This window comes from Pseudomonas sp. PB3P13 (genome assembly GCF_054897735.1).
In genome coordinates this window covers 3032416-3058060 of record NZ_CM142702.1, presented here as the reverse complement: position 1 = coordinate 3058060, position 25645 = coordinate 3032416, and the positions used below count along the sequence as shown (strand labels likewise).

The 25645-nt window shown below is 59.9% G+C and carries 15 protein-coding genes and 1 pseudogene; 11 read left to right on the top strand and 5 right to left on the bottom strand.

The window, feature by feature from the left end; all coding sequences use genetic code 11:
- Positions 1–182 precede the first annotated feature (182 nt).
- The 7 genes from tpx (at position 183) to ACYZT1_RS14015 (ending at position 13017) form a co-directional block, all read left to right on the top strand.
- Entirely contained in the window at positions 183–683 is a 501-nt protein-coding gene (tpx, locus tag ACYZT1_RS14045) for a thiol peroxidase (protein WP_462015323.1), read from the top strand.
- 179 nt (positions 684–862) lie between these two features.
- Positions 863–2176: an MdtA/MuxA family multidrug efflux RND transporter periplasmic adaptor subunit gene (locus tag ACYZT1_RS14040; protein WP_462015322.1), complete on the top strand. Its 1314-nt coding sequence runs from the start codon at positions 863–865 to the stop codon at positions 2174–2176.
- Positions 2173–5277: an MdtB/MuxB family multidrug efflux RND transporter permease subunit gene (locus tag ACYZT1_RS14035; protein ID WP_462015321.1), complete on the top strand. Its 3105-nt coding sequence runs from the start codon at positions 2173–2175 to the stop codon at positions 5275–5277. Before ACYZT1_RS14040 ends, ACYZT1_RS14035 begins: the two co-directional genes overlap by 4 nt.
- Positions 5274–8381, top strand: a complete 3108-nt coding sequence (locus ACYZT1_RS14030) for an efflux RND transporter permease subunit (RefSeq protein ID WP_462015320.1) — start codon at positions 5274–5276, stop codon at positions 8379–8381. The genes ACYZT1_RS14035 and ACYZT1_RS14030 overlap by 4 nt, the downstream gene beginning before the upstream one ends.
- Positions 8378–9859 (top strand): efflux transporter outer membrane subunit, encoded by a 1482-nt coding sequence (locus tag ACYZT1_RS14025; RefSeq protein ID WP_462015319.1) that lies wholly within the window; start codon positions 8378–8380, stop codon positions 9857–9859. Before ACYZT1_RS14030 ends, ACYZT1_RS14025 begins: the two co-directional genes overlap by 4 nt.
- Positions 9860–10070: 211 nt before the next feature.
- Entirely contained in the window at positions 10071–12152 is a 2082-nt protein-coding gene (locus ACYZT1_RS14020) for a putative bifunctional diguanylate cyclase/phosphodiesterase (RefSeq protein ID WP_462015318.1), read from the top strand.
- Between the two features lie 118 nt (positions 12153–12270).
- A complete protein-coding gene (locus ACYZT1_RS14015; RefSeq protein WP_462015317.1) occupies positions 12271–13017 on the top strand; it encodes an SDR family oxidoreductase in 747 nt (248 codons plus the stop codon).
- A gap of 70 nt (positions 13018–13087) precedes the next feature.
- Here the strand turns inward: ACYZT1_RS14015 and ACYZT1_RS14010 are convergent, their stop codons facing one another.
- Positions 13088–13321 (bottom strand): DUF3203 family protein, encoded by a 234-nt coding sequence (locus ACYZT1_RS14010; protein WP_462015316.1) that lies wholly within the window; start codon positions 13319–13321, stop codon positions 13088–13090.
- Between the two features lie 122 nt (positions 13322–13443).
- On the opposite strand from ACYZT1_RS14010, the gene ACYZT1_RS14005 reads away from it, so the two are divergent.
- Positions 13444–13953: an MgtC/SapB family protein gene (locus tag ACYZT1_RS14005; RefSeq protein ID WP_462015315.1), complete on the top strand. Its 510-nt coding sequence runs from the start codon at positions 13444–13446 to the stop codon at positions 13951–13953.
- 47 nt (positions 13954–14000) lie between these two features.
- Here ACYZT1_RS14005 and ACYZT1_RS14000 read toward each other — a convergent pair whose 3' ends face one another.
- Positions 14001–14177, bottom strand: coding sequence for a hypothetical protein (locus ACYZT1_RS14000; RefSeq protein ID WP_462015314.1), 177 nt, complete (start codon positions 14175–14177; stop codon positions 14001–14003).
- A gap of 205 nt (positions 14178–14382) precedes the next feature.
- Here ACYZT1_RS14000 and ACYZT1_RS13995 point away from each other — a divergent pair, with 205 nt between their 5' ends.
- The 3 genes from ACYZT1_RS13995 (at position 14383) to glgB (ending at position 22120) form a co-directional block, all read left to right on the top strand.
- Positions 14383–16377 carry an alpha-1,4-glucan--maltose-1-phosphate maltosyltransferase gene (locus ACYZT1_RS13995; RefSeq protein ID WP_462015313.1) on the top strand — a complete coding sequence of 665 codons (1995 nt, stop codon included), beginning with the start codon at positions 14383–14385 and terminating at the stop codon, positions 16375–16377.
- A gap of 167 nt (positions 16378–16544) precedes the next feature.
- Positions 16545–19886: a maltose alpha-D-glucosyltransferase gene (gene treS / locus ACYZT1_RS13990; protein ID WP_462015312.1), complete on the top strand. Its 3342-nt coding sequence runs from the start codon at positions 16545–16547 to the stop codon at positions 19884–19886.
- A 2-nt stretch (positions 19887–19888) separates the two neighbouring features.
- Positions 19889–22120 carry a 1,4-alpha-glucan branching protein GlgB gene (glgB, locus tag ACYZT1_RS13985; protein WP_462015311.1) on the top strand — a complete coding sequence of 744 codons (2232 nt, stop codon included), beginning with the start codon at positions 19889–19891 and terminating at the stop codon, positions 22118–22120.
- 79 nt (positions 22121–22199) lie between these two features.
- Here the strand turns inward: glgB and ACYZT1_RS13980 are convergent.
- From ACYZT1_RS13980 to glgX, 3 genes and pseudogenes are all read right to left on the bottom strand, one after another.
- Positions 22200–22415, bottom strand: a pseudogene (locus ACYZT1_RS13980) (autotransporter outer membrane beta-barrel domain-containing protein); the annotation flags it as partial.
- 25 nt (positions 22416–22440) lie between these two features.
- Complete coding sequence (locus ACYZT1_RS13975) at positions 22441–23241, bottom strand: endonuclease/exonuclease/phosphatase family protein (RefSeq protein WP_462015310.1); 801 nt, start codon at positions 23239–23241, stop codon at positions 22441–22443.
- Positions 23242–23409: 168 nt separating this feature from the next.
- Positions 23410–25569, bottom strand: a complete 2160-nt coding sequence (glgX, locus tag ACYZT1_RS13970; RefSeq protein ID WP_462015309.1) for a glycogen debranching protein GlgX — start codon at positions 25567–25569, stop codon at positions 23410–23412.
- Between the last annotated feature and the right edge of the window lie 76 nt (positions 25570–25645).

Genomic DNA, 25645 nt, shown 5'->3' with positions numbered 1-25645 from the left:
CGCTCTACTGAAGTTAGCAGTTAACGTGGGGTGCACCAGCGGGGATTGATTCGAGTTATTGCCAGGCATAGGACCGAGGGCGAACTACGGCATTTTGTATCCGGGCGTAGGTCTGCGGCCCTTTTCATGGTTAACTTCTGCCTCGTCGAATTTCCATATCAACGTTCAGAAGGACTCCGTTCATGGCTCAAGTCACTCTCAAAGGCAATCCGGTTCAAGTCAACGGCCAATTGCCACAAGCCGGTTCCAAGGCGCCAGCCTTTTCCCTGGTAGCCGGTAATCTGTCCGACGTGACCCTGGCGAGCTTCGCCGGCAAACGCAAAGTGCTGAACATTTTCCCAAGCGTCGACACCCCGACCTGCGCGACCTCGGTACGCAAGTTCAACGCCCAGGCCAACGAACTGGCCAACACTGTCGTACTGTGTATCTCCGCCGATCTGCCATTCGCTCAGGCCCGTTTCTGCGGCGCAGAAGGTCTGGACAACGTGCAGAACCTTTCAACCCTGCGCGGTGCCGAGTTCATCGAAAGCTACGGCGTGGCGATTGCCGATGGTCCTTTGAAAGGCCTGACCGCCCGTGCCGTTGTAGTACTGGACGAGAATGACAACGTGCTGCACAGCGAACTGGTCAAGGAAATCGCTGAAGAGCCGAACTACGAAGCGGCTCTGGCCGTTCTGAAATAATCAAACCATTACAATTGTTAACGGCCTGGCCCTCCGCCAGGCCGTTTTCATTTGTGCTTCAGTGCTTTAGATAAATTTCCTGTTACGTAAGCCGAAGGTAAATTGCCGGTAAAGGCGCTTTGCTTAAGTTGCTCCAGTGCTTATCGTTCAGCCTCCCGTAAAAGAAGCCCACGCGCCCAATGGTTGATCATTCAATGCAATCCTCTCCCCGTCATTCTCGTCGCTGGCTATTCGGCCTGCTTGTCCTGCTGGTTGTCGCGGTGCTGTGCTGGAAGTTCTGGCCGGGCGGCGCTGCGCCAAAAGAAGTGGCGGGGCAGAAAGCAGCGGCCGGACAAACCGGTCGGGCGGGTGGCATGCGCCCAGGGTTTGGCGGTGCGGCGGGACCGATTCCGGTGCGCGTGGCGCCGGCGGTGAAGGGCGACTTCCCGCTTTATTACAAGGCGCTGGGCACCGTGACGGCGTTGAACACCATTAATGTGCGCAGCCGGGTCGGCGGTGAATTGGTGAAGGTGTCATTCGAGGAGGGACAGATGGTCAAGGCGGGCGATCTGCTGGCCGAAATCGACCCACGTCCTTACCAGAACGCTTTGCTCCAGGCCGAAGGCACCTTGCTGCAGAATCAGGCACAGTTGAAAAATGCTCAGGTTGATGTTGAGCGCTACCGCGGCCTTTTCCGCGAAGACAGTATCGCCAAGCAGACGCTCGACACCGCCGAAGCACTGGTGGGCCAGTATCAAGGCACTGTGAAAACCAATCAGGCAGCGGTCAACGATGCCAGGCTCAATCTCGAGTTCACCAAGATACGTGCGCCGATCGCCGGCCGCGTTGGCCTGCGTCAACTCGACGTCGGCAATCTGGTCGCAGCCAACGACACGACCGCGCTGGCGATCATCACCCAGACACAACCGATCAGCGTTGCTTTCACATTGCCGGAAAACAGCCTGGATGTGGTGCTGGCCCGTTATCGCACCGGCGCCAAACTCCCGGCCGAAGCCTGGGACCGTGGCGACACCAGAATTCAGGCCACCGGTGTGCTGCAAAGCCTCGACAACCAGATCGACGTGACCACCGGCACCCTGAAATTCAAGGCCCGTTACGACAACCGCGATCAGGCCCTGTTTCCCAATCAGTTCGTCAACGTTCACCTGTTGGCCGACACACTGAAAGACGTGATCCTGGCGCCTTCTGCCGCGATCCAGTTCGGCACCAACGGTACTTTTGTCTATGCGCTGGACGGCGACAAGAAGGTCACCATCCGTGCGTTGAAAGTCGGTGCCAGCGATGGTGAGCACACGGTGGTGACCGAAGGTCTGGCCGCCGGTGATCGCGTGGTGCTGGAAGGCACCGATCGCCTGAAGGAAGGCAGCGAAGTGGAAGTGGTCAATGACAGCAAGGACGTGCCGACCACCCCGACCGAACACTTGCAGGGTAAATCGGCCGCCAGCGCGCCTGATGCAAGCGTCTCCGACAAGGCGAAAAAGGGCGGCGCATGAACATCTCGCGGCTGTTCATCCTGCGTCCGGTTGCAACGACCCTGAGCATGCTGGCCATTATTCTGGCCGGTGTGATCGCCTACCGACTGCTGCCAGTCTCGGCGTTGCCCCAGGTCGACTACCCGACCATCCGCGTGATGACGATGTACCCCGGCGCCAGTCCGGACGTGATGACCAGTGCAGTCACCGCGCCGCTCGAGCGCCAGTTCGGGCAGATGCCCGGCCTGACCCAGATGGCTTCGACCAGTTCCGGCGGCGCCTCGGTGCTGACCCTGCGGTTCAGCCTCGACATCAACATGGACGTCGCCGAGCAGCAGGTGCAAGCGGCGATCAACGCTGCGACCAATTTGCTGCCTGACGATTTGCCAGCGCCGCCGGTGTACAACAAGGTCAACCCGGCGGACACACCGGTGCTGACCCTGGCCATCACGTCGAAAACGATGTTGCTGCCCAAACTCAATGATCTGGTCGATACGCGCATGGCGCAGAAAATTGCCCAGATCAGCGGCGTCGGCATGGTCAGTATCGCCGGCGGCCAGCGTCAGGCGGTGCGAATCAAGGTCAACCCGGAAGCGCTCGCCGCCAACGGCCTGAACCTGTCCGATGTGCGCACGCTGATCGGCGCGTCCAATGTCAACCAGCCAAAAGGTAACTTTGACGGCCCGACACGCGTATCGATGCTCGACGCCAACGATCAACTGACTTCGCCCAAGGATTACGCCAACCTGATCCTGGCGTATGCCAATGGCGCACCGTTGCGGCTCAAGGACGTCGCAGAAATCGTCGACGGCGCCGAGAACGAGCGTCTGGCCGCGTGGGCCAACGAAAACCAGGCAGTGCTGTTGAACATCCAGCGTCAGCCCGGCGCGAATGTCATCGAAGTGGTCGACCGCATCAAAGCGTTGCTGCCGAGCATCACTGACAACCTGCCCGCGGGTCTTGATGTCACCGTACTCACCGACCGCACCCAGACTATCCGCGCCTCGGTCACCGACGTGCAGCACGAATTGCTGATCGCCATCGCGCTGGTGGTCATGGTCACGTTTCTGTTCCTGCGGCGTTTCAGTGCCACAATTATTCCTTCGGTGGCCGTGCCGCTGTCGTTGATCGGCACCTTCGGCGTGATGTACCTCGCCGGCTTCTCGGTCAACAACCTGACCCTCATGGCCTTGACCATCGCCACCGGTTTCGTGGTCGACGATGCCATCGTGATGCTGGAGAACATCTCGCGCTTTATCGAGGAGGGCGACAGCCCGATGAATGCGGCGCTCAAGGGCGCCAAACAGATCGGCTTTACCCTGATTTCCCTGACCCTGTCGCTGATCGCGGTATTGATCCCGCTGTTGTTCATGGCCGATGTGGTAGGGCGCCTGTTCCGTGAGTTCGCGATCACCCTGGCGGTGGCCATTCTGATCTCGCTGGTGGTGTCGCTGACCCTCACGCCGATGATGTGCGCACGGCTGCTCAAACGTGAACCGAAGGAGGAAGAACAGGGCCGCTTCTATCGGGCCAGCGGTGCAACAATTGATTGGATGATAGCGGCTTACGGCCGTAAGTTAACGTGGGTTCTCAAGCACCAGCCCCTGACGCTGCTGGTAGCCGTGGGCACGATGGCGCTGACCGTGTTCCTGTACATGGTCGTCCCCAAAGGCTTTTTCCCGGTGCAGGACACCGGAGTGATCCAGGGTATTTCCGAGGCGCCGCAGTCGATTTCGTTTGCGGCGATGAGCGAGCGTCAACAGGGTCTTGCGAAAGTGATTCTGGCGGACCCTGCAGTTGAAAGCCTGTCGTCCTACATCGGTGTGGACGGCGACAACTCGACGCTCAACAGCGGCCGGCTGCTGATCAACCTCAAGCCTCACAGCGCTCGCGACTTGAGCGCGACGCAAGTGATCGGCCGTCTGCAGCCCGAACTGGACAAACTGCCTGGCATTCGCCTGTTCATGCAGCCGGTGCAGGACCTGACCATCGAAGACCGCGTCAGCCGCACCCAGTATCAATTCAGCATGTCGTCGCCGGATTCGGAGTTGCTCAGCCTGTGGAGCGGTCGTCTGGTCGAAGCTTTGGCTCAACGGTCGGAGCTGACCGATGTTGCCAGTGACCTGCAGGACAAAGGCCTGCAGGTTTATCTGGTCATCGACCGCGATGCGGCGTCCCGGGTTGGCGTATCGGTGTCGAACATTACCGATGCGCTGTACGACGCGTTCGGTCAGCGGCAGATTTCCACCATCTACACCCAGGCAAGCCAGTACCGGGTGGTTCTGCAATCGCAATCGGGCGAGAAAATCGGCCCGGATGCGCTGAATCAGATTCACGTCAAGACCACCGACGGTGGGCAGGTTCGCCTGTCCAGCCTGGCGCGCATTGAAGAGCGGCAGGCGCAACTGGCGATCACCCACATTGGCCAGTTCCCGGCGGTGATGATGTCCTTCAACCTGGCGCCCGGCGTGGCGCTGGGGCATGCAGTGAAGATCATCGAGCAGGTGCAGCAGGACATCGGCATGCCGATTGGCGTGCAGACCCAGTTTCAGGGCGCGGCCGAGGCATTTCAGGCCTCGCTGTCGAGCACCTTGCTGCTGATTCTGGCTGCCGTGGTGACCATGTACATCGTGCTTGGCGTGCTGTACGAGAGCTACATTCACCCGATCACCATTCTCTCGACCTTGCCCTCAGCCGCGGTTGGAGCCTTGCTGGCGTTGCTGTTGAGCGGCAATGACCTGGGGATGATCGCGATCATCGGCATCATCTTGCTGATCGGTATCGTCAAGAAGAACGCGATCATGATGATCGACTTCGCCCTCGACGCCGAGCGCAATCAGGGCCTGGACCCGGAGACAGCGATCTATCAGGCGGCACTCTTGCGGTTCCGGCCAATCCTGATGACCACGCTTGCGGCATTGTTCGGTGCGATTCCGCTGATGCTGGCCACGGGCTCCGGCGCGGAGTTGCGTCAGCCGCTGGGTCTGGTGATGGTTGGCGGCCTGCTGCTGAGTCAGGTGCTGACGTTGTTTACCACGCCGGTGATTTATCTGTACTTCGATCGTCTTGGCCGCCGTTGGGGGCGCAAGTCCGAGGCGGCGGCCGTGGTTGAGCAGCCATGAATCTGTCCGGACCGTTCATCAAACGCCCGGTCGCCACCATGCTGCTGAGCCTGGCAATCATGCTGCTGGGTGGCGTGAGCTTCGGGTTGTTGCCGGTGTCGCCGCTGCCGCAGATGGATTTTCCGGTGATCGTGGTGCAGGCCAGTTTGCCCGGCGCCAGTCCCGAGGTCATGGCGTCGACCGTGGCAACGCCGCTGGAGCGATCCTTTGGCGCCATCGCCGGCGTCAACACGATGAGCAGCCGCTCAAGCCAGGGCTCGACCCGGGTGATCTTGCAGTTCGACCTCGACCGCGACATCAACGGTGCCGCGCGGGAAGTGCAGGCGGCGATCAACGCTTCACGTAACCTGCTGCCCAGCGGAATGCGCAGCATGCCCACCTACAAGAAGGTCAATCCGTCCCAGGCGCCGATCATGGTGCTGTCGCTGACCTCGGATGTTCTGGAAAAGGGTCAGCTCTACGATTTGGCCTCGACCATCCTGTCGCAGAGCCTGTCCCAGGTGCAGGGCGTGGGTGAAGTGCAGATCGGCGGCAGCTCGTTGCCGGCGGTGCGCATCGAACTCGAACCGCAAGCGCTGAACCAGTACGGTGTGGCGCTGGACGACGTGCGCACTACCATCGCCAATGCCAACGTGCGCAGGCCCAAAGGTTCTGTAGAAGACGGCGAGCGTCTGTGGCAGGTGCAGGCCAACGATCAGCTGGAAAAGGCCAAGGATTACGAGTCGCTGATCATTCACTACGCCGACGGTGCCGCGCTACGCCTCAAGGACGTGGCCAAGGTCAGCGACGGTGTCGAGGACCGCTACAACAGCGGATTCTTTAATAACGATGCCGCGGTGCTGTTGGTGATTAACCGCCAGGCGGGTGCCAACATCATCGAGACGGTCAATGAAATCAAGGCGCAGTTGCCGGCATTGCAAGCGGTGTTGCCGGCCAGTGTGAAGCTTAACCTGGCAATGGACCGTTCGCCGGTCATCAAGGCCACGTTGCATGAAGCGGAGATGACCCTGCTGATTGCCGTGGCACTGGTGATTCTGGTGGTGTACCTGTTTCTTGGTAATTTCCGTGCGTCGCTGATTCCGACATTGGCGGTGCCGGTGTCGCTGGTCGGCACCTTTGCGGTGATGTACCTCTACGGATTTTCGCTGAACAACCTGTCGCTGATGGCGCTGATTCTGGCGACCGGGCTGGTGGTTGACGATGCCATCGTGGTGCTGGAGAACATTTCCCGGCACATCGACCAGGGTGTGCCACCGATGAAGGCGGCATATCTGGGGGCGGAGGAAGTCGGCTTTACCCTGCTTTCAATGAACGTGTCGCTGGTGGCGGTGTTCCTCTCCATCCTGTTCATGGGCGGCATCGTCGAAAGCCTGTTCCGTGAGTTTTCGATCACCCTGGCAGCTTCCATCATTGTCTCGCTGGTGGTCTCGCTGACCCTGACGCCGATGCTCTGCGCGCGCTGGCTGAAGCCCCACACGCCAGGCCAGGAAAACCATTTGCAACGCTGGAGTCAGCGTACCAACGACTGGATGGTCGGCAAATACGCCACCAGCCTCGATTGGGTGTTGCGTCATCGGCGTCTGACATTACTCAGTCTGATCGTGACAATCGGCGTGAATATCGCGCTGTATATCGTTGTTCCAAAAACATTTATGCCGCAACAGGATACCGGTCAACTGATCGGGTTTGTACGCGGTGACGATGGCCTGTCGTTTACCGTCATGCAGCCGAAAATGGAAATCTTCCGCCGCGAGGTGCTGAAGAATCCTGCGGTGGAGAGCGTCGCGGGGTTCATTGGTGGCAGCAACGGCACCAATAACGCTTTCATGCTCGTGCGTTTGAAGCCGATCAAGGAGCGCGGCATCAATGCGCAAAAGGTCATCGAGCAACTGCGCAAGGACATGCCCAAAGTGGCGGGGGCGCAGCTGATGCTGATGGCCGACCAGGACCTGCAATTTGGCGGCGGGCGCGAACAGACGACTTCGCAATATTCCTACATTCTGCAAAGCGGTGATTTGAGCCTGTTGCGCGAGTGGTACCCAAAAGTGGTGACGGCGCTCAAGGCGCTGCCGGAGCTGACCGCGATTGATGCGCGCGAGGGGCGCGGCGCGCAACAGGTCACGCTGATTGTCGACCGTGATCAGGCCAAGCGTTTGGGCGTCGACATGAACAGGGTGACCTCGGTCTTGAACAACGCCTATAGCCAGCGGCAAATCTCGACAATTTACGACAGCCTCAACCAGTATCAGGTGGTCATGGAGGTCAATCCGAAGTACGCGCAGGATCCCGTCACCCTTAATCAGGTGAAGGTGATCACTGCCGATGGTGCGCGAATTCCGTTGTCGACGATTGCCCATTACGAAAACAGCCTGGCCGATGATCGAGTCAGTCACGAAGGCCAGTTTGCCTCCGAAAGCATTGCTTTCGACATGGCCGAAGGCGTCACGGTGGAGCAGGGCACCGCTGCCATCGAGCGGGCCATCGCCCGGGTTGGCTTGCCGGAAGGGGTCATCGCGAAAATGTCCGGCACTGCCGACGCATTTGCCGCAACGCAAAAGAGCCAGCCGTGGATGATTCTGGGGGCGCTGGTGGCGGTGTATCTGGTACTGGGCGTGCTGTATGAAAGTTATATTCATCCGCTGACCATCCTTTCGACCTTGCCGTCGGCCGGGGTCGGCGCGTTGTTGTCCATCTATGTGCTGGGCGGGGAGTTCAGCCTGATCTCGTTGCTGGGGCTGTTCCTGCTGATTGGCGTGGTGAAGAAGAACGCCATTTTGATGATCGACCTCGCCTTGCAACTGGAGCGGCATCAAGGCCTGGCGCCGCTGGTATCCATTCGCAGTGCCTGCCTGCAGCGCCTGCGGCCGATTCTGATGACCACGCTGGCGGCCATTCTGGGCGCCTTGCCGCTGTTGCTCGGCCGTGCCGAAGGTGCAGAAATGCGCCAGCCACTGGGCCTGACCATTATCGGCGGTCTGGTGTTCAGTCAGGTGCTGACCCTTTACACCACCCCGGTGGTTTACCTCTATCTCGATAAACTGCGCCATCGTTTCAACCACTGGCGTGGGGTGCGTACCGATGCTGCTTTGGAAACTCCGTTATGACTGACCGTTCGCTCACCCGTGTTCCTGCATCGCTGATCACCGTACGAGGCTCGCGTTTACTGAGCCTTGCGCTTTGCGTGGCGCTGCTCAGTGCCTGTGCCATCGGCCCGGATTACCAACGTCCGCCGGCCGCTGCGCCGATGCAGTACAAAGAAGCGGCCGGCTGGCGTCAGGCCAATCCCGGCGATTCCCTGGCGCGTGGCGCGTGGTGGGAGTTGTACGGCGACCGTCAGCTCAATGAGCTGATTGAGCATCTCAACCGCTCCAACCAGACGGTTGCGCAGTCGGAGGCTCAATATCGTCAGGCCCAGGCTTTGGTGCGCAGTGCGCGCGGCGCGTTTTTTCCGACAGTGGATCTGACCGTCGGCAAAAACCGCTCGAGTCAGGGCACGGGTAGCAGCAGTTCCAGCCTGACCAGCTCTTCAAGCGGTATTCGCGACACCTATACGGCCCAGGCCGGGGTGAGTTGGGAAGCCGATGTCTGGGGCAAATTGCGCCGGGGCCTGGAAGCCGACACCGCGAATGCCCAGGCCAGTTTCGCCGACCTGGCGGCGATGCGCCTGAGCCAGCAATCGGAGCTGGTGCAGAACTACCTGCAATTGCGCGTAATCGATGAACAGCGTCGCTTGCTGCAGGCCACCGTCGAGGCGTATCAGCGGTCGCTGAAGATGACCGAAAACCAGTACCGCGCCGGTGTGTCCGGCAAAGACGCGGTGGCCCAGGCGACTACGCAGCTCAAAAGTACCGAAGCCGAGATGGTCGATCTGATCTGGCAACGGGCGCAGTTCGAAAATGCCATTGCGGTGCTGATCGGGTTGCCGCCGGCCGAGTTCAGCCTCGCTGAAACCACGGACATTCCGGCGCTGCCGGACGTGCCGCTGGCACTGCCCTCGCAATTGCTCGAGCGGCGGCCGGACATTGCCTCCGCCGAGCGCTCGGTGATGGCGGCCAACGCCAACATTGGCGTGGCCAAGGCTGCGTACTATCCGGACCTCACGCTGAGCCTGAACGGCGGCTACAGCAGCAGCACGACCAACAACTGGATCAGCGTGCCGAACCGCTTCTGGTCGGTCGGCCCGCAATTGGCGATGACCCTGTTCGACGGTGGACAGCGCTCGGCGGAAGTCGACCGCAGCGAGGCCGCCTATGACGAAACGGTTGCCGCCTATCGTCAGACAGTGCTCGACGGGTTTCGTGAAGTGGAAAATTATCTGGTGCAGCTCAAGGTGCTGGAAGATGAATCCGCCGTGCGCCAGCAGGCTCTCGACGCGGCGCGTGAGTCGTTGCGCCTGACGCAGAACCAGTACAAGGCCGGATTGATCGCTTATCTGGATGTTGTTCTGGTGCAAGCCACCGCGCTGAACAACGAGCGCAACATGCTGGACTTGATGCAAAACCGTTTGATCGCCAGCGTGCAGTTGATCGCAGCACTGGGCGGCGGCTGGGATGGGGCGCTGCAGGCGCCTGAGAAACGCTGATCGGCTCGGACGCAGCCTCGCAGGCTTGGCAGCTGCAACGGACTGGGGCGTTTCGCGGTTGACGTAAAATGTTAAAACAAGCGTTTCATCGGCTTGCTGGCCTTTTGCTCATTTTCTCAGTGCGTTCGGTTGGGGAATCAGTACAATCGCGCGCTTTGCCCACCGAGAATAGAAGCGTGTCGGCGGGTTATTCTCGAGAAACAGAACCTCCATGCTCATCGGCACTTATTCCACCTCGCTGGTTGTCGTCTCGCTATGCGTTGCGATTCTCGCCTCCTATACCGCGCTCGATTTGACCGGGCGCATTGCGACCGCCAAAGGCTGGGCCGTGCATTTCTGGACGGCGGGCGGTGCCGTCGCCATGGGCATTGGTGTGTGGTCGATGCATTTCATCGGCATGCTCGCCTTCGATTTACCGATCGAGCTGGGTTACGACGTGACCCTCACGGCGTTGTCGCTGCTGACGGCAGTCTTGTCCTGCGGCTTCGCCCTGTGGCTGGTCAGTCAACCGCAATTGCCGGCCTGGCAGCTGGCTTTCGGCGCGCTGGTCATGGGCGGCGGCATCAGCGCAATGCACTACACCGGGATGGCTGCGATGCGCATGCAGCCGGGCATCGATTACGATCCGATGCTGTTCAGCGCCTCGTTGATGATTGCGGTCGGCGCATCCGGCGCGGCACTGTGGATTGCCTTCCGTTTGCGCCAACATTCCCCTTACGTCAGCCTGATCCGTGGTGGCGCGGCGGTGATCATGGGCGTCGCCATCGTCGGTATGCACTACACGGGCATGGCCGCCGCGCGGTTTGCGGACGGCAGTTTCTGCGGCGCTGCGCTCAATGGTCTAAACGGGAAAGGCCTCGACAGCCTGGTGCTGGTGACCACGCTGGCGGTACTGAGCATCGCGTTGCTCACTTCGATCCTGGACGCCCGTCTGGAAGCCAGAACGGCCAGCCTGGCCTCTTCGCTGTCCGAAGCCAACCGCGAGCTCACGCAATTGGCCTTGCATGACAACCTGACCGGTCTGCCCAATCGCATATTGCTGGCAGATCGCATCCATCAGGCGATGGCGGCGGTTCAGGAGCAGGGCGGTTGCTTTGCGTTGATGTTCATTGACCTCGACGGGTTCAAACCGGTCAACGACGCGTTTGGCCATCACATGGGCGACCATTTGTTGCGCGAGGTAGGCCTGCGTCTACGAGAGGATTTACGTAGCCCGGATACACTGGCGCGAATCGGCGGCGACGAGTTCGTCCTGCTGGTGCAGTTGGCTGAGGCGAATGACGCATTAGCCTTGGCCGCGCGGCAGGTGAGCTTGATTGCACGGTCGTTTCGCGTGGTCGAACATGATCTGCAGATATCTGCTAGCGTCGGGATAGCGCTGTATCCAGGCAACGGCGAGACTGCCGATGAATTGCTGATGAATGCTGACGCTGCGATGTATCACGCCAAGGGGGCCGGCAAAAACGGCTACAGTTTTTTTGATGCGTCCATGAACAGCAACGCCCGCAAGCAACTGCAACTGCTGCAGGATTTGCGCACGGCGCTGGATCAGCGTCAGTTCAGCCTTTATTACCAACCCAAATTCCACGCGAGCAACGGTCGCCCGGTCGGGGCCGAAGCATTGCTGCGCTGGGCGCACCCGACTCAAGGAATGTTGCTGCCGGACAAGTTCATCGATCTTGCGGAGAAGACCGGCCTGATCATTCCGATTGGCGAATGGGTGCTCAACGAAGCGTGTCGGCAGATGCGCGATTGGTACGTCCTTGGTTATACCGACTGGCGCATCGCGGTCAATCTTTCGGCATTGCAGTTTTGCCACGCCGGACTTGTGCAAAGTGTCGCCAAGGCACTGGCCACTCACCAATTGCCGGCCAACAGCCTGACCCTGGAAATCACCGAAACCACCGCCATGAGCGACGCCGACGCGAGTATGACGGTATTGCAGGAGCTGTCGCGGATGGGGGTTGACCTGTCCATCGACGACTTCGGTACGGGTTATTCGAGCCTGATGTACCTTAAACGCCTGCCGGCCAACGAGCTGAAGATCGACCGCGGCTTCGTCCGCGATCTGGAGCACGACAGCGACGACGCAGCCATCGTGTCCGCCATCGTCGCACTGGGCCAGGCACTGGGTTTGCGCATCGTTGCCGAAGGTGTGGAAACCGGTGTTCAGCAGGACTTTCTGACGCAACTGGGTTGCGATTCGCTGCAAGGGTATCTGCTTGGCCACCCGCTACCGGCCGACCGCTTCATGGTCGATATCATTCGTGGCGAGCAATTGGCGGCGGGCTGAACCATTCCTGTAGCAGCAGCCTCGCCGGCTCGGCAGCTGCTACAGGTCATGCAAAAACCACCGATGGCGGTTATCCTTTGCCCCGACTGCATAGGCGTGTAATGGGGGAACAGACTGCATGGACAAAGTCATCGTCATCACCGGCGGCAGCCGTGGCATCGGTGCCGCCACCGCATTGCTGGCTGCGGGGCTGGGCTACCGAATCTGCATCAATTACCAGTCCGACGAAGATGCGGCACAACATGTCCTGGAGCAGGTCCGCGCACTCGGCGCGCAGGCCATCGCCATTCGTGCCGACGTCAGCATCGAAGACGAAGTGATCGCCCTGTTTCATCGTGTAGACGCAGAGCTGGGCCGCGTCACCGCGCTGGTGAACAACGCCGGCACTGTGGGGCACAAGTCCCGCGTTGATGAAATGTCCGAGTTCCGCATCCTTAAAATCCTCAAGACCAACGTTCTGGCACCGATCCTCTGCGCCAAGCACGCGATCCTGCGCATGTCGCCCAAGCACGGCGGGCAGGGCGGCAGCATCGTCAACGTGTCCTCGGTGGCGGCTCGTTTGGGCTCGCCCAATGAATACGTGGATTACGCGGCCTCAAAGGGGGCGCTGGACAGCTTCACCATCGGCCTGTCGAAGGAAGTGGCCGGGGAAGGCATCCGCGTCAATGCCGTCCGGCCCGGTTACATCTACACCGACTTCCACGCCCTGAGCGGTGATCCCGATCGGGTCAGCAAACTCGAGTCGGCGATCCCGATGGCGCGGGGTGGCCGTCCCGATGAGGTGGCGGAGGCCATCGTCTGGCTGTTGTCGGACAAGGCGTCGTATGCCACCGGGACGTTCGTTGACCTGGGGGGCGGGCGTTAAGCCTGCGACGCATCGAAGCGCCCGCATGGCGGGGGCTGACATCGGCTCTGGCTTTGCGCCCAGAGACGCGTCAAACCACCGAATCACTGTCGGTGTCTTTCAGGTTTTCGCGACCGTCCTTCGCCCCTGCTACGGTCAACATGTCGACTTGCGCTTCAGTCAGGAAGATACGTTTCCCATCAAGGTCAACCGCCGACATGCGCATGTGCGGATCAGTGATGACGACCAGATCTTCAGCCAGACGAATTTCTTCGCCGTTGTCGGTGGTGAAAAAAACAGTTTGATCCTGGGTGCGAACAGTCATGTCAGGCGTCCTTTTTTTCACGGTTGATAAGGGGTTAGGGCGCATCCAGGCGACATCGTTCTGTGCAACTGATTAATGGTCGGTGCGGTCCATGCTCTACCAATAATGACGAGGAGGGCTCCATGGACGCCTGGTTGCACGAAGTTTGGGTAACGCTTCAAGCGGAATTCTCTGACATCACCGATGCCTCTCAGTTGACACGAATCACCGTCAGACTGTTGATGGCGGCGATTCTGGGCGGGATTCTGGGTTTTGAGCGAGAACAGAAGGGCAAGGCGGCGGGGGTTCGAACGCACATGCTGGTCGCACTCGGTGCGGCGCTCTTTGTGCTTGTGCCGCAGATGTCCGGTTCGCAGGCAGATGCCATGAGCCGCGTGTTGCAGGGTGTGATTGCCGGTATCGGCTTCCTCGGCGCCGGCACCATACTCAAAAACGCCGAGGGCAACGTGGGTCACGTCAAAGGCCTGACCACTGCGGCGGGTTTATGGATGACGGCCGCCATCGGCGTATCGGCCGGGCTGGGCCGCGAGGCAACGGCGGTACTGAGTACATTGCTCGCGCTGGCGATTTTCAGCGTAATGCCGAAGATCGTGCGGATGCTGGACAGGAATGGGGATGAGGACAAGCCTTGAGCGACAGATCGTTCCCGCATCAGCGGGAACGATCACCGAGATGCAGATTATCGGGCCGCAACCACCACTGGCGGCAGGGTATCCGGCGGATCCTCCCGAGGCGGCGGTGTAGTCCCCGGCGGTTCCTGCTCGGGCTCCGGTTGCGGCTCGGTCGGCGGAGTCGAGGGATTGACAGGGTCATCGATGTTCGGATCGGGTGTTTCTACGGGGTTGGGAAGGGTCATCGTTGCGGCCTCCTGGTGGCACATGGCGTAAGACGTGCTTAAGTCGATTGACCACTCGATAAAGGAATTGATTCCCCCACATCCGCGTGAACTTTTACTCAAGGCCATAGCTCGGAACCTAAGCGAGTTCATAACGGGGCAGACCGCCTCGTGAGAACGCTGATCAGACAATGAGCGTCCATGGGGCGTTACGGAGAGATGCTCGATGACTGCCGAAAACATCGCAGAACCTGGCTATAACCCGCACATGCCGTTGGCGCAGGCGTTACTGTTGCCGCGCATCGCGATTGAAAACACTATGCCGATCCTCGATGGCGGGCAGTTTGCCGTCAAGGCCGTGGTCGGCCAGGATGTCGTGGTCACCAGCAAGGTGTTCGCCGATGGCCACGACAAGCTGGCCGTGCGCATCCGCTGGCGTGCCGAGGGCGATGAAACCTGGCAAAGCGAAGTCATGGAAGAGCTGGGCAATAATGGCTGGGAAGGTCGCTTCCAGGTGGCTGAACAGGGCCGCTACGTTTATTGCATCGAAGCCTGGATCGACCAGTTCGCCACGTTCTGCTATGAACTGGAAAAGAAGCATCTCGCAGCCGTCCCCGTCAGCCTCGAGTTGCAGGAAGGCCGCAATCACGTCCAGCAAGCGGCTGAGCGCACTGAAGGTCAGCTGAGCGAAGACCTGGCCGCGCTGCATCATCAACTGTCCGCGCTGCTCGAAACCGAGCAGGTCGCGCTGTTTTTGCACACGCGTAGCGCTGATCTGATGGAGCAGGCCGATCATCGGGCCTTCGTCAGTGTCAGCCCGGAATTCCCGGTGGACGTCGAGCGCGACCTCGCGCAGTTTGCCAGTTGGTATGAGTTGTTTCCGCGCTCGATCACCGACGATCCGGCCCGCCATGGCACATTCAACGATGTGCATGCGCGCCTGCCGATGATCCAGGACATGGGTTTTGACGTGCTGTACTTCCCGCCGATTCACCCCATCGGCCGCAGTTTCCGCAAAGGCCCTAACAACTCCCTGACCGCCGGCCCGGATGATCCGGGCAGCCCTTATGCGATCGGCAGCGAGGAGGGCGGTCACGAGGCGATTCACCCGCAGCTCGGCACTCGCGAAGATTTCCGCCGGCTGGTGGCGGCCGCTGCCGCGCACGGCCTGGAAATCGCCCTCGATTTCGCCATTCAGTGTTCTCAGGATCACCCGTGGCTCAAGCAGCACCCGGGCTGGTTCAACTGGCGGCCGGACGGCACGATCAAATACGCGGAAAACCCGCCGAAAAAATATCAGGACATCGTCAACGTCGACTTCTACGCCGCCGACGCGATCCCAAGCCTCTGGGTGGAACTGCGCGACATTGTCGTGGGTTGGGTGGAAGAGGGCGTGAAGATTTTTCGCGTCGATAATCCGCACACCAAGCCCTTGCCGTTCTGGCAGTGGCTGATTGCCGATGTGCGCGCGTTGCACCCGGAAGTCATCTTCCTGGCTGAAGCGTTCACCACCCCGGCGATGATGGCGCGTTTGGGCAAAGTCGGTTACTCCCAGAGTTACACCTACTTCACTTGGCGCAACACCAAGGACGAGCTGTCGACTTACCTTGCGCAGCTTAACGAATCGCCGTGGCGTGAATGCTACCGTCCAAACTTTTTCGTCAATACACCGGACATCAACCCGCCGTTCCTGCATCAGTCCGGCCGTCCCGGCTTCCTTATTCGTGCGGCGCTGGCGACCATGGGTTCCGGTTTGTGGGGCATGTATTCCGGGTTCGAGTTGTGCGAGTCAGCACCCGTGCCGGGTAAAGAGGAGTACCTCAACTCCGAGAAGTACGAGATTCGCCCGAGGGATTTCAATGCGCCTGGCAACATCATCGCCGAGATCGCTCAGCTCAATCGCATTCGTCGGCAGAACCCGGCGTTGCACACGCATCTGGGCTTGACGATCTACAACGCCTGGAACGACAACATTCTGTACTTCGGCAAACGCAGCGAGGACGGCAGCAACTTCATCCTGGTCGCCATCAACCTTGATCCGAACAACGTGCAGGAAGCCAATTTCGAACTGCCGTTATGGGAAATGGGCTTGCCCGACGACGCCAGCACTCAGGGCGAAGATTTGATGAATGGGCACCGCTGGACCTGGCACGGCAAGTACCAGTTCATGCGAATTGACCCGGCTGTGCAGCCGTTCGGGATTTGGCGCATCACCGTTTAAACGCGAAACCTGTGGGAGCGAGCCTGCTCGCGATAGCGGTGCGTCAGGCGATACATGTGCTGAATGTGACGCCGCCATCGCGAGCAAGCTCGCTCCCCCAGGTTAACCATTGCGTAAGAAGCGGGTGACGGGCTCAGCTGTTTTTTCGAATTCAACAGGAGTTTCAAATGGCAAAGAAATCCAATGGAGCTACCTTTATCAAGGACCCGCTCTGGTACAAGGACGCGGTGATCTATCAAGTACACGTCAAATCTTTTTTCGACTCCAACAACGATGGCATCGGTGACTTTCCCGGCCTGATCGCCAAACTCGATTACATCGCCGATCTCGGCGTCAATACCATCTGGCTTCTGCCGTTCTATCCCTCGCCACGCCGCGACGATGGCTATGACATCGCCGAATACCGTGGCGTACATCCTGACTACGGGACCATGGCCGATGCCAAGCGTTTTATCGCCGAGGCGCACAACCGTGGTTTGCGGGTGATCACCGAGCTGGTCATCAACCACACCTCGGATCAACACGCCTGGTTTCAGCGCGCACGCAAGGCCAAGAAAGGTTCGGCGGCGCGGGACTTTTACGTCTGGTCCGATGACGATCACAAGTACGACGGCACGCGCATCATCTTTCTCGACACCGAAAAATCCAACTGGACCTGGGACCCGGTCGCCGAACAATACTTCTGGCACCGTTTCTACTCCCATCAGCCGGACCTGAACTTCGACAATCCGCAGGTGATGAAAGCGGTGCTGTCGGTCATGCGCTACTGGCTCGACATGGGCATCGACGGCCTGCGCCTGGACGCCATCCCGTATCTGATCGAGCGCGACGGCACCAATAACGAAAACCTGCCCGAGACCCACGACGTCCTCAAGCAGATCCGCGCCGAGATCGATGCCAATTATCCGGACCGCATGCTGCTCGCCGAGGCCAATCAATGGCCTGAGGACACGCAGCTGTATTTTGGCAGTACGGACGAACAGGGCCTTGATGGCGATGAATGCCACATGGCGTTCCACTTCCCGTTGATGCCGCGCATGTACATGGCGCTGGCTCAGGAAGACCGTTTTCCGATCACCGATATTCTGCGCCAGACCCCGGAAATCCCAGCCAACTGTCAGTGGGCGATTTTCCTGCGCAACCACGATGAACTGACGCTGGAAATGGTCACCGATAAAGAGCGTGACTACCTGTGGAATTACTATGCGGCCGACCGTCGGGCGCGGATCAACCTGGGTATTCGCCGGCGTCTGGCGCCGTTGATGGAGCGTGATCGTCGCCGGGTCGAATTGCTCAATTCGCTGTTGTTGTCGATGCCGGGCACGCCGACGCTGTATTACGGCGACGAAATCGGCATGGGCGACAACATCTATCTCGGTGACCGCGACGGCGTGCGCACGCCGATGCAATGGTCGATCGATCGCAACGGCGGCTTCTCTCGCGCCGACCCGGCGAGCCTGGTGCTGCCGCCGATCATGGATCCGCAATACGGCTACCTGTCGGTGAACGTCGAGACCCAGTCCGGCGATCCGCATTCGATGCTCAACTGGACGCGACGCATGCTCGCCGTGCGCAAACAGTCAAAGGCATTCGGGCGCGGCACGATCAAAATGCTCTCGCCGAGCAATCGGCGGATTCTGGCGTACACCCGCGAGTACACCGGCGCGGATGGCAGACACGAAATCATTCTGTGCGTGGCCAACGTGTCGCGCAGCGCCCAAGCGGCGGAACTGGACCTGTCGGCCTACGTCGGCATGGTTCCGGTGGAAATGCTCGGCGGCAATGCATTCCCGCCGATTGGCCAACTGAATTTTCTCTTGACCCTGGCGCCTTACGGCTTTTATTGGTTTGGACTCGCTGCGGAGAATCAAATGCCCACTTGGCACGTAGAACCGGCGCATAGCCTGCCGGACTTCACCACACTGGTGTTGAAAAAACGCATGGAGGAACTGCTCGAAGCGCCGTCCCGTGACACGCTGGAGCAGACCATCCTGCCGAACTGGCTGCAAAATCGCCGCTGGTTTGCCGGCAAGGACGCGACCATCGAGAAGGTCAACCTCGCCTACGGCGTGCGCTTCGGCGATGCCCGGCACCCGGTGCTGCTCAGTGAAATCGAAGTCACCAGCGGCGGCCAGACCAGTCGCTATCAATTGCCGTTCGGCTTTATGGCTGACGATCAGGTCGGCCCGGCGTTGCCGCAACAACTGGCGCTGTCGCGAGTCAGACGCGGGCCTCAGGTTGGCTTGATCACCGACGCGTTCAGCCTTGAGAACTTCATTCGCGCCGTGCTGCAAGGGATGCAGGACAATACGGTGTTGCCTTCGGATGGCGGCGAAATTCGTTTTGAGCCGACCGCGGAACTGGCCAAACTGGGCCTGACCGGCGAATCGGAAGTGCGCTATCTGTCGGCAGAGCAGTCCAACAGTTCGGTGGTGATCGGCAGCAGTCTGGTGCTCAAACTGATCCGCAAGGTGGCGTCGGGTGTGCACCCGGAACTGGAAATGAGCGCGTACCTGACCAATGCCGGCTTCAGCAACATTTCGCCGTTGCTGGGTTCGGTGGTGCGTCGCGATGCCGAAGGCGAAGACAATCTGTTGATGATCGCCCAAGGTTATCTGAGCAATCAGGGCGACGCGTGGGAATGGACGCAGAACAACCTCGAGCGAGCGCTGCGCGACGAACTGGCAGACGCCATGTCCGAGCAGGAACAGCATTACAACGCGCTGGGTGAGTTGCGCGATTTCGCCGGCATGCTCGGCCAGCGTCTGGGCGAAATGCACCAGGTGCTGGCCGCACCGACCGATGACGCGGATTTCGCCCCGCAGGTGACCAACGAGAAAGACGCACTCGCTTCGGCCAAGGATGTCGCGGCTCAGGTGGAGCGCGCCTTGAAGTTGCTCAACGAGCATCAGCACGAGCTGAACCCGGCCGATCAGGCTACCGTCACGCGGCTGCTCGACAACAGGCAAGCCATCCTGGCGCATGTGCAGGAGCTGGGGAAAAAAGCCATCGGCGGCCTGCGCATTCGCGTCCACGGCGATCTGCATTTGGGTCAGGTGCTGGTGATCAAGGGCGACGCTTACCTGATCGATTTCGAAGGCGAACCGGCGCGCCCATTGTCGGAACGTCGCGGCAAGCACAGCCCGTACAAAGACGTCAGCGGTGTGCTGCGTTCTTTTGATTACGCCGCGGCCATGGCGATCAACGTGCACAACGTCGACAACACCGATGAAGCACAGGATGCCCGCCAGCGTGTGTCCGATCGTTATCTGGTGGAAGCAAAACAGGCCTTTGTCGACGCTTATCGGCTGGCGGCAGCTAGTCTTGGTCATGCATGGCAAGATCCGGAAGGCGAGGACGCTGCGCTGGCGTTGTTCGGTCTGGAGAAGGCCGCCTATGAAGTGGCGTACGAAGCAGAAAATCGCCCGACCTGGTTGCCCGTGCCGCTGCATGGTTTGTATGGATTATTAAATGGGCTTAAACCCTTTTCCGAACTTGGTGGAGAATAGTCATGAGTTTCTCGAACAAGGAACAGGGTCACGCTCAAGAGGCGCTGATGCCCAATGCGCGAGACATCGACGCATTGGTCCGCGCTGAGCACCATGACCCTTTCTCGATTCTCGGCCCCCATGGCGATAACGCCGGTGGGCAATTCATTCGTGCGTATCTGCCGGACGCGTTGAGCGTGCAGGTGGTGGCCAAGGACACCGGTGAAGAGCTCGGCAATCTGCAAGCCACGCAAACGCCGGGGCTGTTCGTCGGGCATTTCGACCGTGCACAAGGCTATCAACTGCGCACGCGCTGGGCCGGCGGTGAACAGCTTTCTGAAGACCCTTACAGTTTTGGCCCGTTGCTTGGCGAAATGGATTTGTACCTGTTTGCCGAAGGCAATCACCGCGATTTGAGCAGTTGCCTTGGTGCGCAGTTGATGACCATCGACGGGGTGGACGGCGTGCGTTTTGCCGTATGGGCGCCAAACGCCAAACGTGTCTCGGTGGTCGGCCACTTCAACAACTGGGACGGCCGTCGTCATCCAATGCGTTTGCGGCACCCGACCGGGGTCTGGGAACTGTTCATCCCGCGTCTGCAGGCGGGGGAAACCTACAAATACGAAATCCTCGGTGCCCACGGCATTCTGCCGCTGAAGGCTGACCCGATGGCACTGGCGACCACGCTGCCTCCGGACACGGCCTCGAAAGTCGCTTCACCGCTCAGCATCGAATGGCAAGACCACGGCTGGATGGAGGCGCGCCTCGAGCGCCAGAAGGCGAGTGCGCCGCTGTCGATCTACGAGTTGCATGCCGGGTCCTGGCAGTGTGAAATCGACGATCTTGGCGAGGTGGCCCGCCAGTACACCTGGCACGAGTTGGGCGAGCGACTGATTCCGTACGTCAAGGAACTGGGCTTCACCCACATCGAACTGATGCCGATCATGGAACATCCGTTTGGCGGTTCGTGGGGTTATCAATTGCTTTCGCAGTTCGCCCCGAGCGCCCGTTACGGCTCGCCGGATGATTTTGCTGCGTTCGTCAACGCCTGCCACCAGGCCGACATCGGTGTGATTCTTGACTGGGTTCCGGCGCATTTCCCGACCGACACCCACGGCATGGCCCAGTTCGACGGCACTGCCCTGTACGAATACGGCAACCCGCAGGAAGGTTTCCATCAGGATTGGGACACGCTGATCTATAACCTCGGTCGCACCGAAGTGCATGGCTACATGCTCGCTTCGGGATTGCACTGGCTCAAGCATTTCCACATCGATGGCCTGCGGGTCGATGCAGTGGCCTCGATGCTCTATCGCGACTACTCGCGCAAGGCTGGCGAGTGGGTACCGAACCGTCACGGCGGTCGCGAAAACCTCGAAGCCATCGACTTCCTGCGTCATCTCAACGACGTGGTCAACCTCGAAGCGCCGGGCGCGCTGGTAATCGCCGAAGAATCCACCGCATGGCCAGGGGTCAGCCAACCGACTCAACAGGGTGGGTTAGGGTTCGATTACAAATGGAACATGGGCTGGATGCACGATTCGCTGCATTACATTCAACAGGATCCGGTGTACCGTGCGCATCACCACAACGAGCTGAGTTTTGGCCTGATGTATGCGTGGTCCGAGCGCTTCATCCTGCCGATTTCCCACGATGAAGTGGTGCACGGCAAGCACTCGCTGATCGACAAGATGCCCGGCGACCGCTGGCAGAAATTCGCCAACCTGCGCGCCTACCTGAGTTTCATGTGGGGGCATCCGGGCAAGAAGCTGCTGTTCATGGGCTGCGAGTTTGGCCAGTGGCGCGAGTGGAATCACGACCAGCAGCTTGACTGGTACCTGCTGCAATACCCGGAACACCAGGGCGTGCAGAAACTGGTCGGCGACTTGAATCAGCTGTACCGCGAAGAGCCGGCCCTGCACGATCAGGACCACAAACCGGCGGGTTTCCAGTGGCTGATTGGCGACGATGCGATCAACAGCGTTTACGCCTGGTTGCGTTGGAGCGAAGACGGGCGACCGGTGCTGGTTGTGGCCAACTTCACGCCGATGCCGCGTGAGGCCTATCGCATCGGCGTGCCGTTCGCCGGACGCTGGACCGAGCTGATCAACAGTGATTCGGAGAAGTACGCCGGGTCGAACTACGGTAACGGCGGTGGGGCGTTTACCGAGGCGGAACCGAGCCACGGTCAACCGGAGTCGCTGGTGCTTAATCTGCCGCCGCTGGCGGTGTTGATGCTCCGGCCGCAGGGTTAACGTCCAGCGGCGCTCGCGGGGCGGTCATGCGTGCCGATGCACCGGCATGACCGTCCGGCGAGGTGCTGACGCCGTTGTTTCACCAGCGCATTCTCACCCCGAGGCTGCCGATGAGACCGTTCAAATCGTTGTCATCGACATCGCTGCTGTAATCGGCGCTGAGGTACAGGCTCACGGCGGGCGTCACTCTGGCCACCAGTCCCAGACCCACTTCCACGGTCGATGATTTGCGACTGCTGCTGATCTTGTCGACCTGATCGAGGGTCACGGTGTTGCCGCTGTAAACCGTGTGCCAGGATCGCCGGTCGTTTGAACTCCGATTAAAGATGCACTTCCACTGCCAGCGGCAGGTGATCCGACAAATGAGTCCATGGCTTATTGCCCAATATTCGAGGGTCGTGGCTGCTTGCGTTGCGCAAATAAATCCGGTCAAGGCGCAATAAGGGGAAGCGTGCCGGATACGTTTTAGCCGGACGACCGTGGTGGCGCTCGAAGGCTTCATGCAAGTAATCCTTGCGGGCGAGGGCGGCATTGCCTTGCAGTTGCCAGTCGTTGAAATCGCCGGCGATGATTGCCGGGGCGTCGTCGGGCAGCGATTCAAGCAGTTGGCACAACAGCTGAAGTTGTAATTGGCGATGGCTTTCCAACAGGCTCAAGTGCACGCAGATCGCATGGACTTCGGCATGTCCCGGCACGTCCAGAACGCAATGCAGGAGCCCACGACGTTCCGGCCCGGTGATGGAAACGTCAAGGTTGCGGTATTCGCGAATGGGGTATTTGGACAGCAACGCGTTGCCGTGGTGACCGTCCGGGTAGACGGCATTGCGGCCGTACGCGAAGTCGCTCCACATGCTGTCGGCGAGGAATTCGTACTGCGACGTTTGCGGCCAATCGTTGAAGCGGTTGGAATGACGCTCATGTTCGCCGACCACTTCCTGCAGAAACACCAGATCCGCCGAAGTACTGCGCACCGCTTCGCGCAATTCCGGGAGGATGAAGCGCCGGTTGAACGCGGTGAAGCCTTTATGGGTGTTGACCGTCAGCACCCTGAGTCGATGAATCGCCGGTCGCGCGTCCAATGCTACGGGTTCGATGGCTTGCGGCTTGGAATCGCTGGTCACATTTACTCCTCTGAATCAGGCTTGCCTATGCATGCGACTAACACGAGGGCGAGCAGTTCAGCGTGCTTCGTCCGACACCGCCATCAGCCGATATGAAGAAGCACCCTGACGCGTCGGCGCCAGGGTGATTCCGGTTACCGTCGCAGAAGGAGCGTCCCGAGGTCCATGTCACTCATCTTCGTCATGCTGCAATTCGAACAGCAGCAGCGAACGACCCGTGACCGAATACTCGTGACCGATCTCGAAGCGTTCCTGGCCGCGAATCGACGGTTGATTGGTGTCGATCATGCAAGTCCAGTGACCACCGTCCGGTACTTCCGGCAGGATGAAATTGACCACGTCGTGGTGCGCGTTGACCACCAACAACAGGGTCGCGTCTGCGCCCTTGCGGCGAATCCCGGTTTCCTGCGCTCGACCATCCATCAACATGCCCAGGCATTTGCCGTGTGCGTCTTCCCATTGCTCGATCGACATTTCGCTGCCATCCGGCGCCAGCCAGGTGACATCCTTGACGCCGAGTTCCTCGTTGTAATCGCCCACCAAGAAGCGACCACGACGCAGGATCGGGTAAGCCAGACGCAACTTGATCAGGCGCTTGACGAACTTGAGCAGCGCCTTGCCATCTTCACTGAGGTCCCAGTTGACCCAGCCGATGTCGCTGTCCTGGCAGTAGGCGTTGTTGTTGCCATCCTGAGTGCGCGCAAACTCATCGCCGGCCAACAGCATCGGCGTGCCTTGCGACAGCAACAGCGTGGCGAAGAAGTTGCGCATCTGCCGCTGGCGCAGTTCGTTGATTTGCGGATCATCGGTCGGACCTTCGACGCCATGGTTCCACGACAGGTTGTTGTTGCTGCCGTCCTGATTGTTTTCGTCGTTGGCTTCGTTGTGTTTGTCGTTGTACGACACCAGGTCATTGAGGGTGAAACCGTCGTGCGCGGTGATGAAGTTCACCGACGCATATGGACGACGGCCGCGCTGATTGAACATCTCGCCAGAGGCGGTCATGCGGCTGGCGAAATCGGCCAATTGGCCTTCATCGCCTTTCCAGAATGACCGTACGGTGTCGCGGTACTTGTCGTTCCATTCGACCCAGCCCGGTGGAAAGCCGCCGACCTGATAACCGCCCGGGCCGCAGTCCCACGGTTCGGCGATCATTTTCACCTGACGCAGTACCGGGTCCTGGCGGCAGGCGACGAGGAAGCTGTGACGCTCGTCGAAGCCATCGTGGTAGCGACCGAGGATGGTCGCCAGGTCGAAGCGGAAACCGTCCACGTGCATTTCCGTGGCCCAGTAACGCAGCGAATCGGTGACCATTTGCAGCACGCACGGGTGGCTCAGGTCAAGCGTGTTGCCGGTGCCGGAGTCGTTGATGTAATAACGCTTGTCGTCTGGCATCAGGCGGTAGTAAGAGGCGTTGTCGATGCCGCGCATGGACAGAGTCGGGCCCTGTTCGTTGCCCTCGGCTGTGTGGTTGTAGACCACGTCGAGGATCACTTCCAGATTGGCTTCGTGCAGGTGCGCAACCATTTCCTTGAACTCGGCTATCTTGCCGCTGGCCAGATAGCGCGGGTCCGGGGCAAAGAACGCAATGCTGTTGTAGCCCCAGTAGTTGGTCATGCCCTTGTGCAGCAAGTGCTGGTCATTGACGAACGCGTGAATCGGCAGCAATTCCACCGACGACACCCCGAGCTTGCGGATGTGTTCCAGCACGTCATCGACCATCAAGCCGGCGAAAGTCCCGCGCACGTTTTCCGGGACGGACGGGTGACGCATGCTGATACCGCGCACGTGAGTCTCGTAGATGATCGTCTTGTCCCACGGCACGCTAACGCGTTGATCGTTGCCCCAGGTGTGCGCCGGGTCGATCACTTTGCACTTGGGCACAAAAGGTGCGCTGTCACGCTCATCGAAGCTGAGGTCAGCATCGGGATGGCCGATGGTGTAGCCGAACAGCGCCTCGGACCATTTCAGTTCGCCGACCAGTTGCTTGGCGTACGGGTCGATCAACAGTTTGTTGTGATTGAAGCGATGGCCGTTCGCCGGGTCATAAGGGCCGTAAACGCGATAGCCGTAGATAAGCCCCGGATGCGCGTCGGGCAGATAGCCGTGGTAGATCTCATCGGTGTACTCCGGCAGCTCGATGCGCTCGAGTTCGACCTCGCACGAATCATCGAAAATGCACAGTTCAACTTTGGTGGCGTTGGCGGAAAACAAGGCGAAGTTGACCCCCAGCCCATCCCACGTCGCGCCCAACGGGAACGGTAAGCCTTCACGAATTCGCGAAGGCTCGGCCTTGGCTTCTGGGACGGCATTTTTTGGACTGTTCATAAGTGCTCCTGCAAATAGGGGACGAACGTTGTTCGAATAGCGGTGCGTGATACGCGGCTCGGGTTTTTCGAGGACG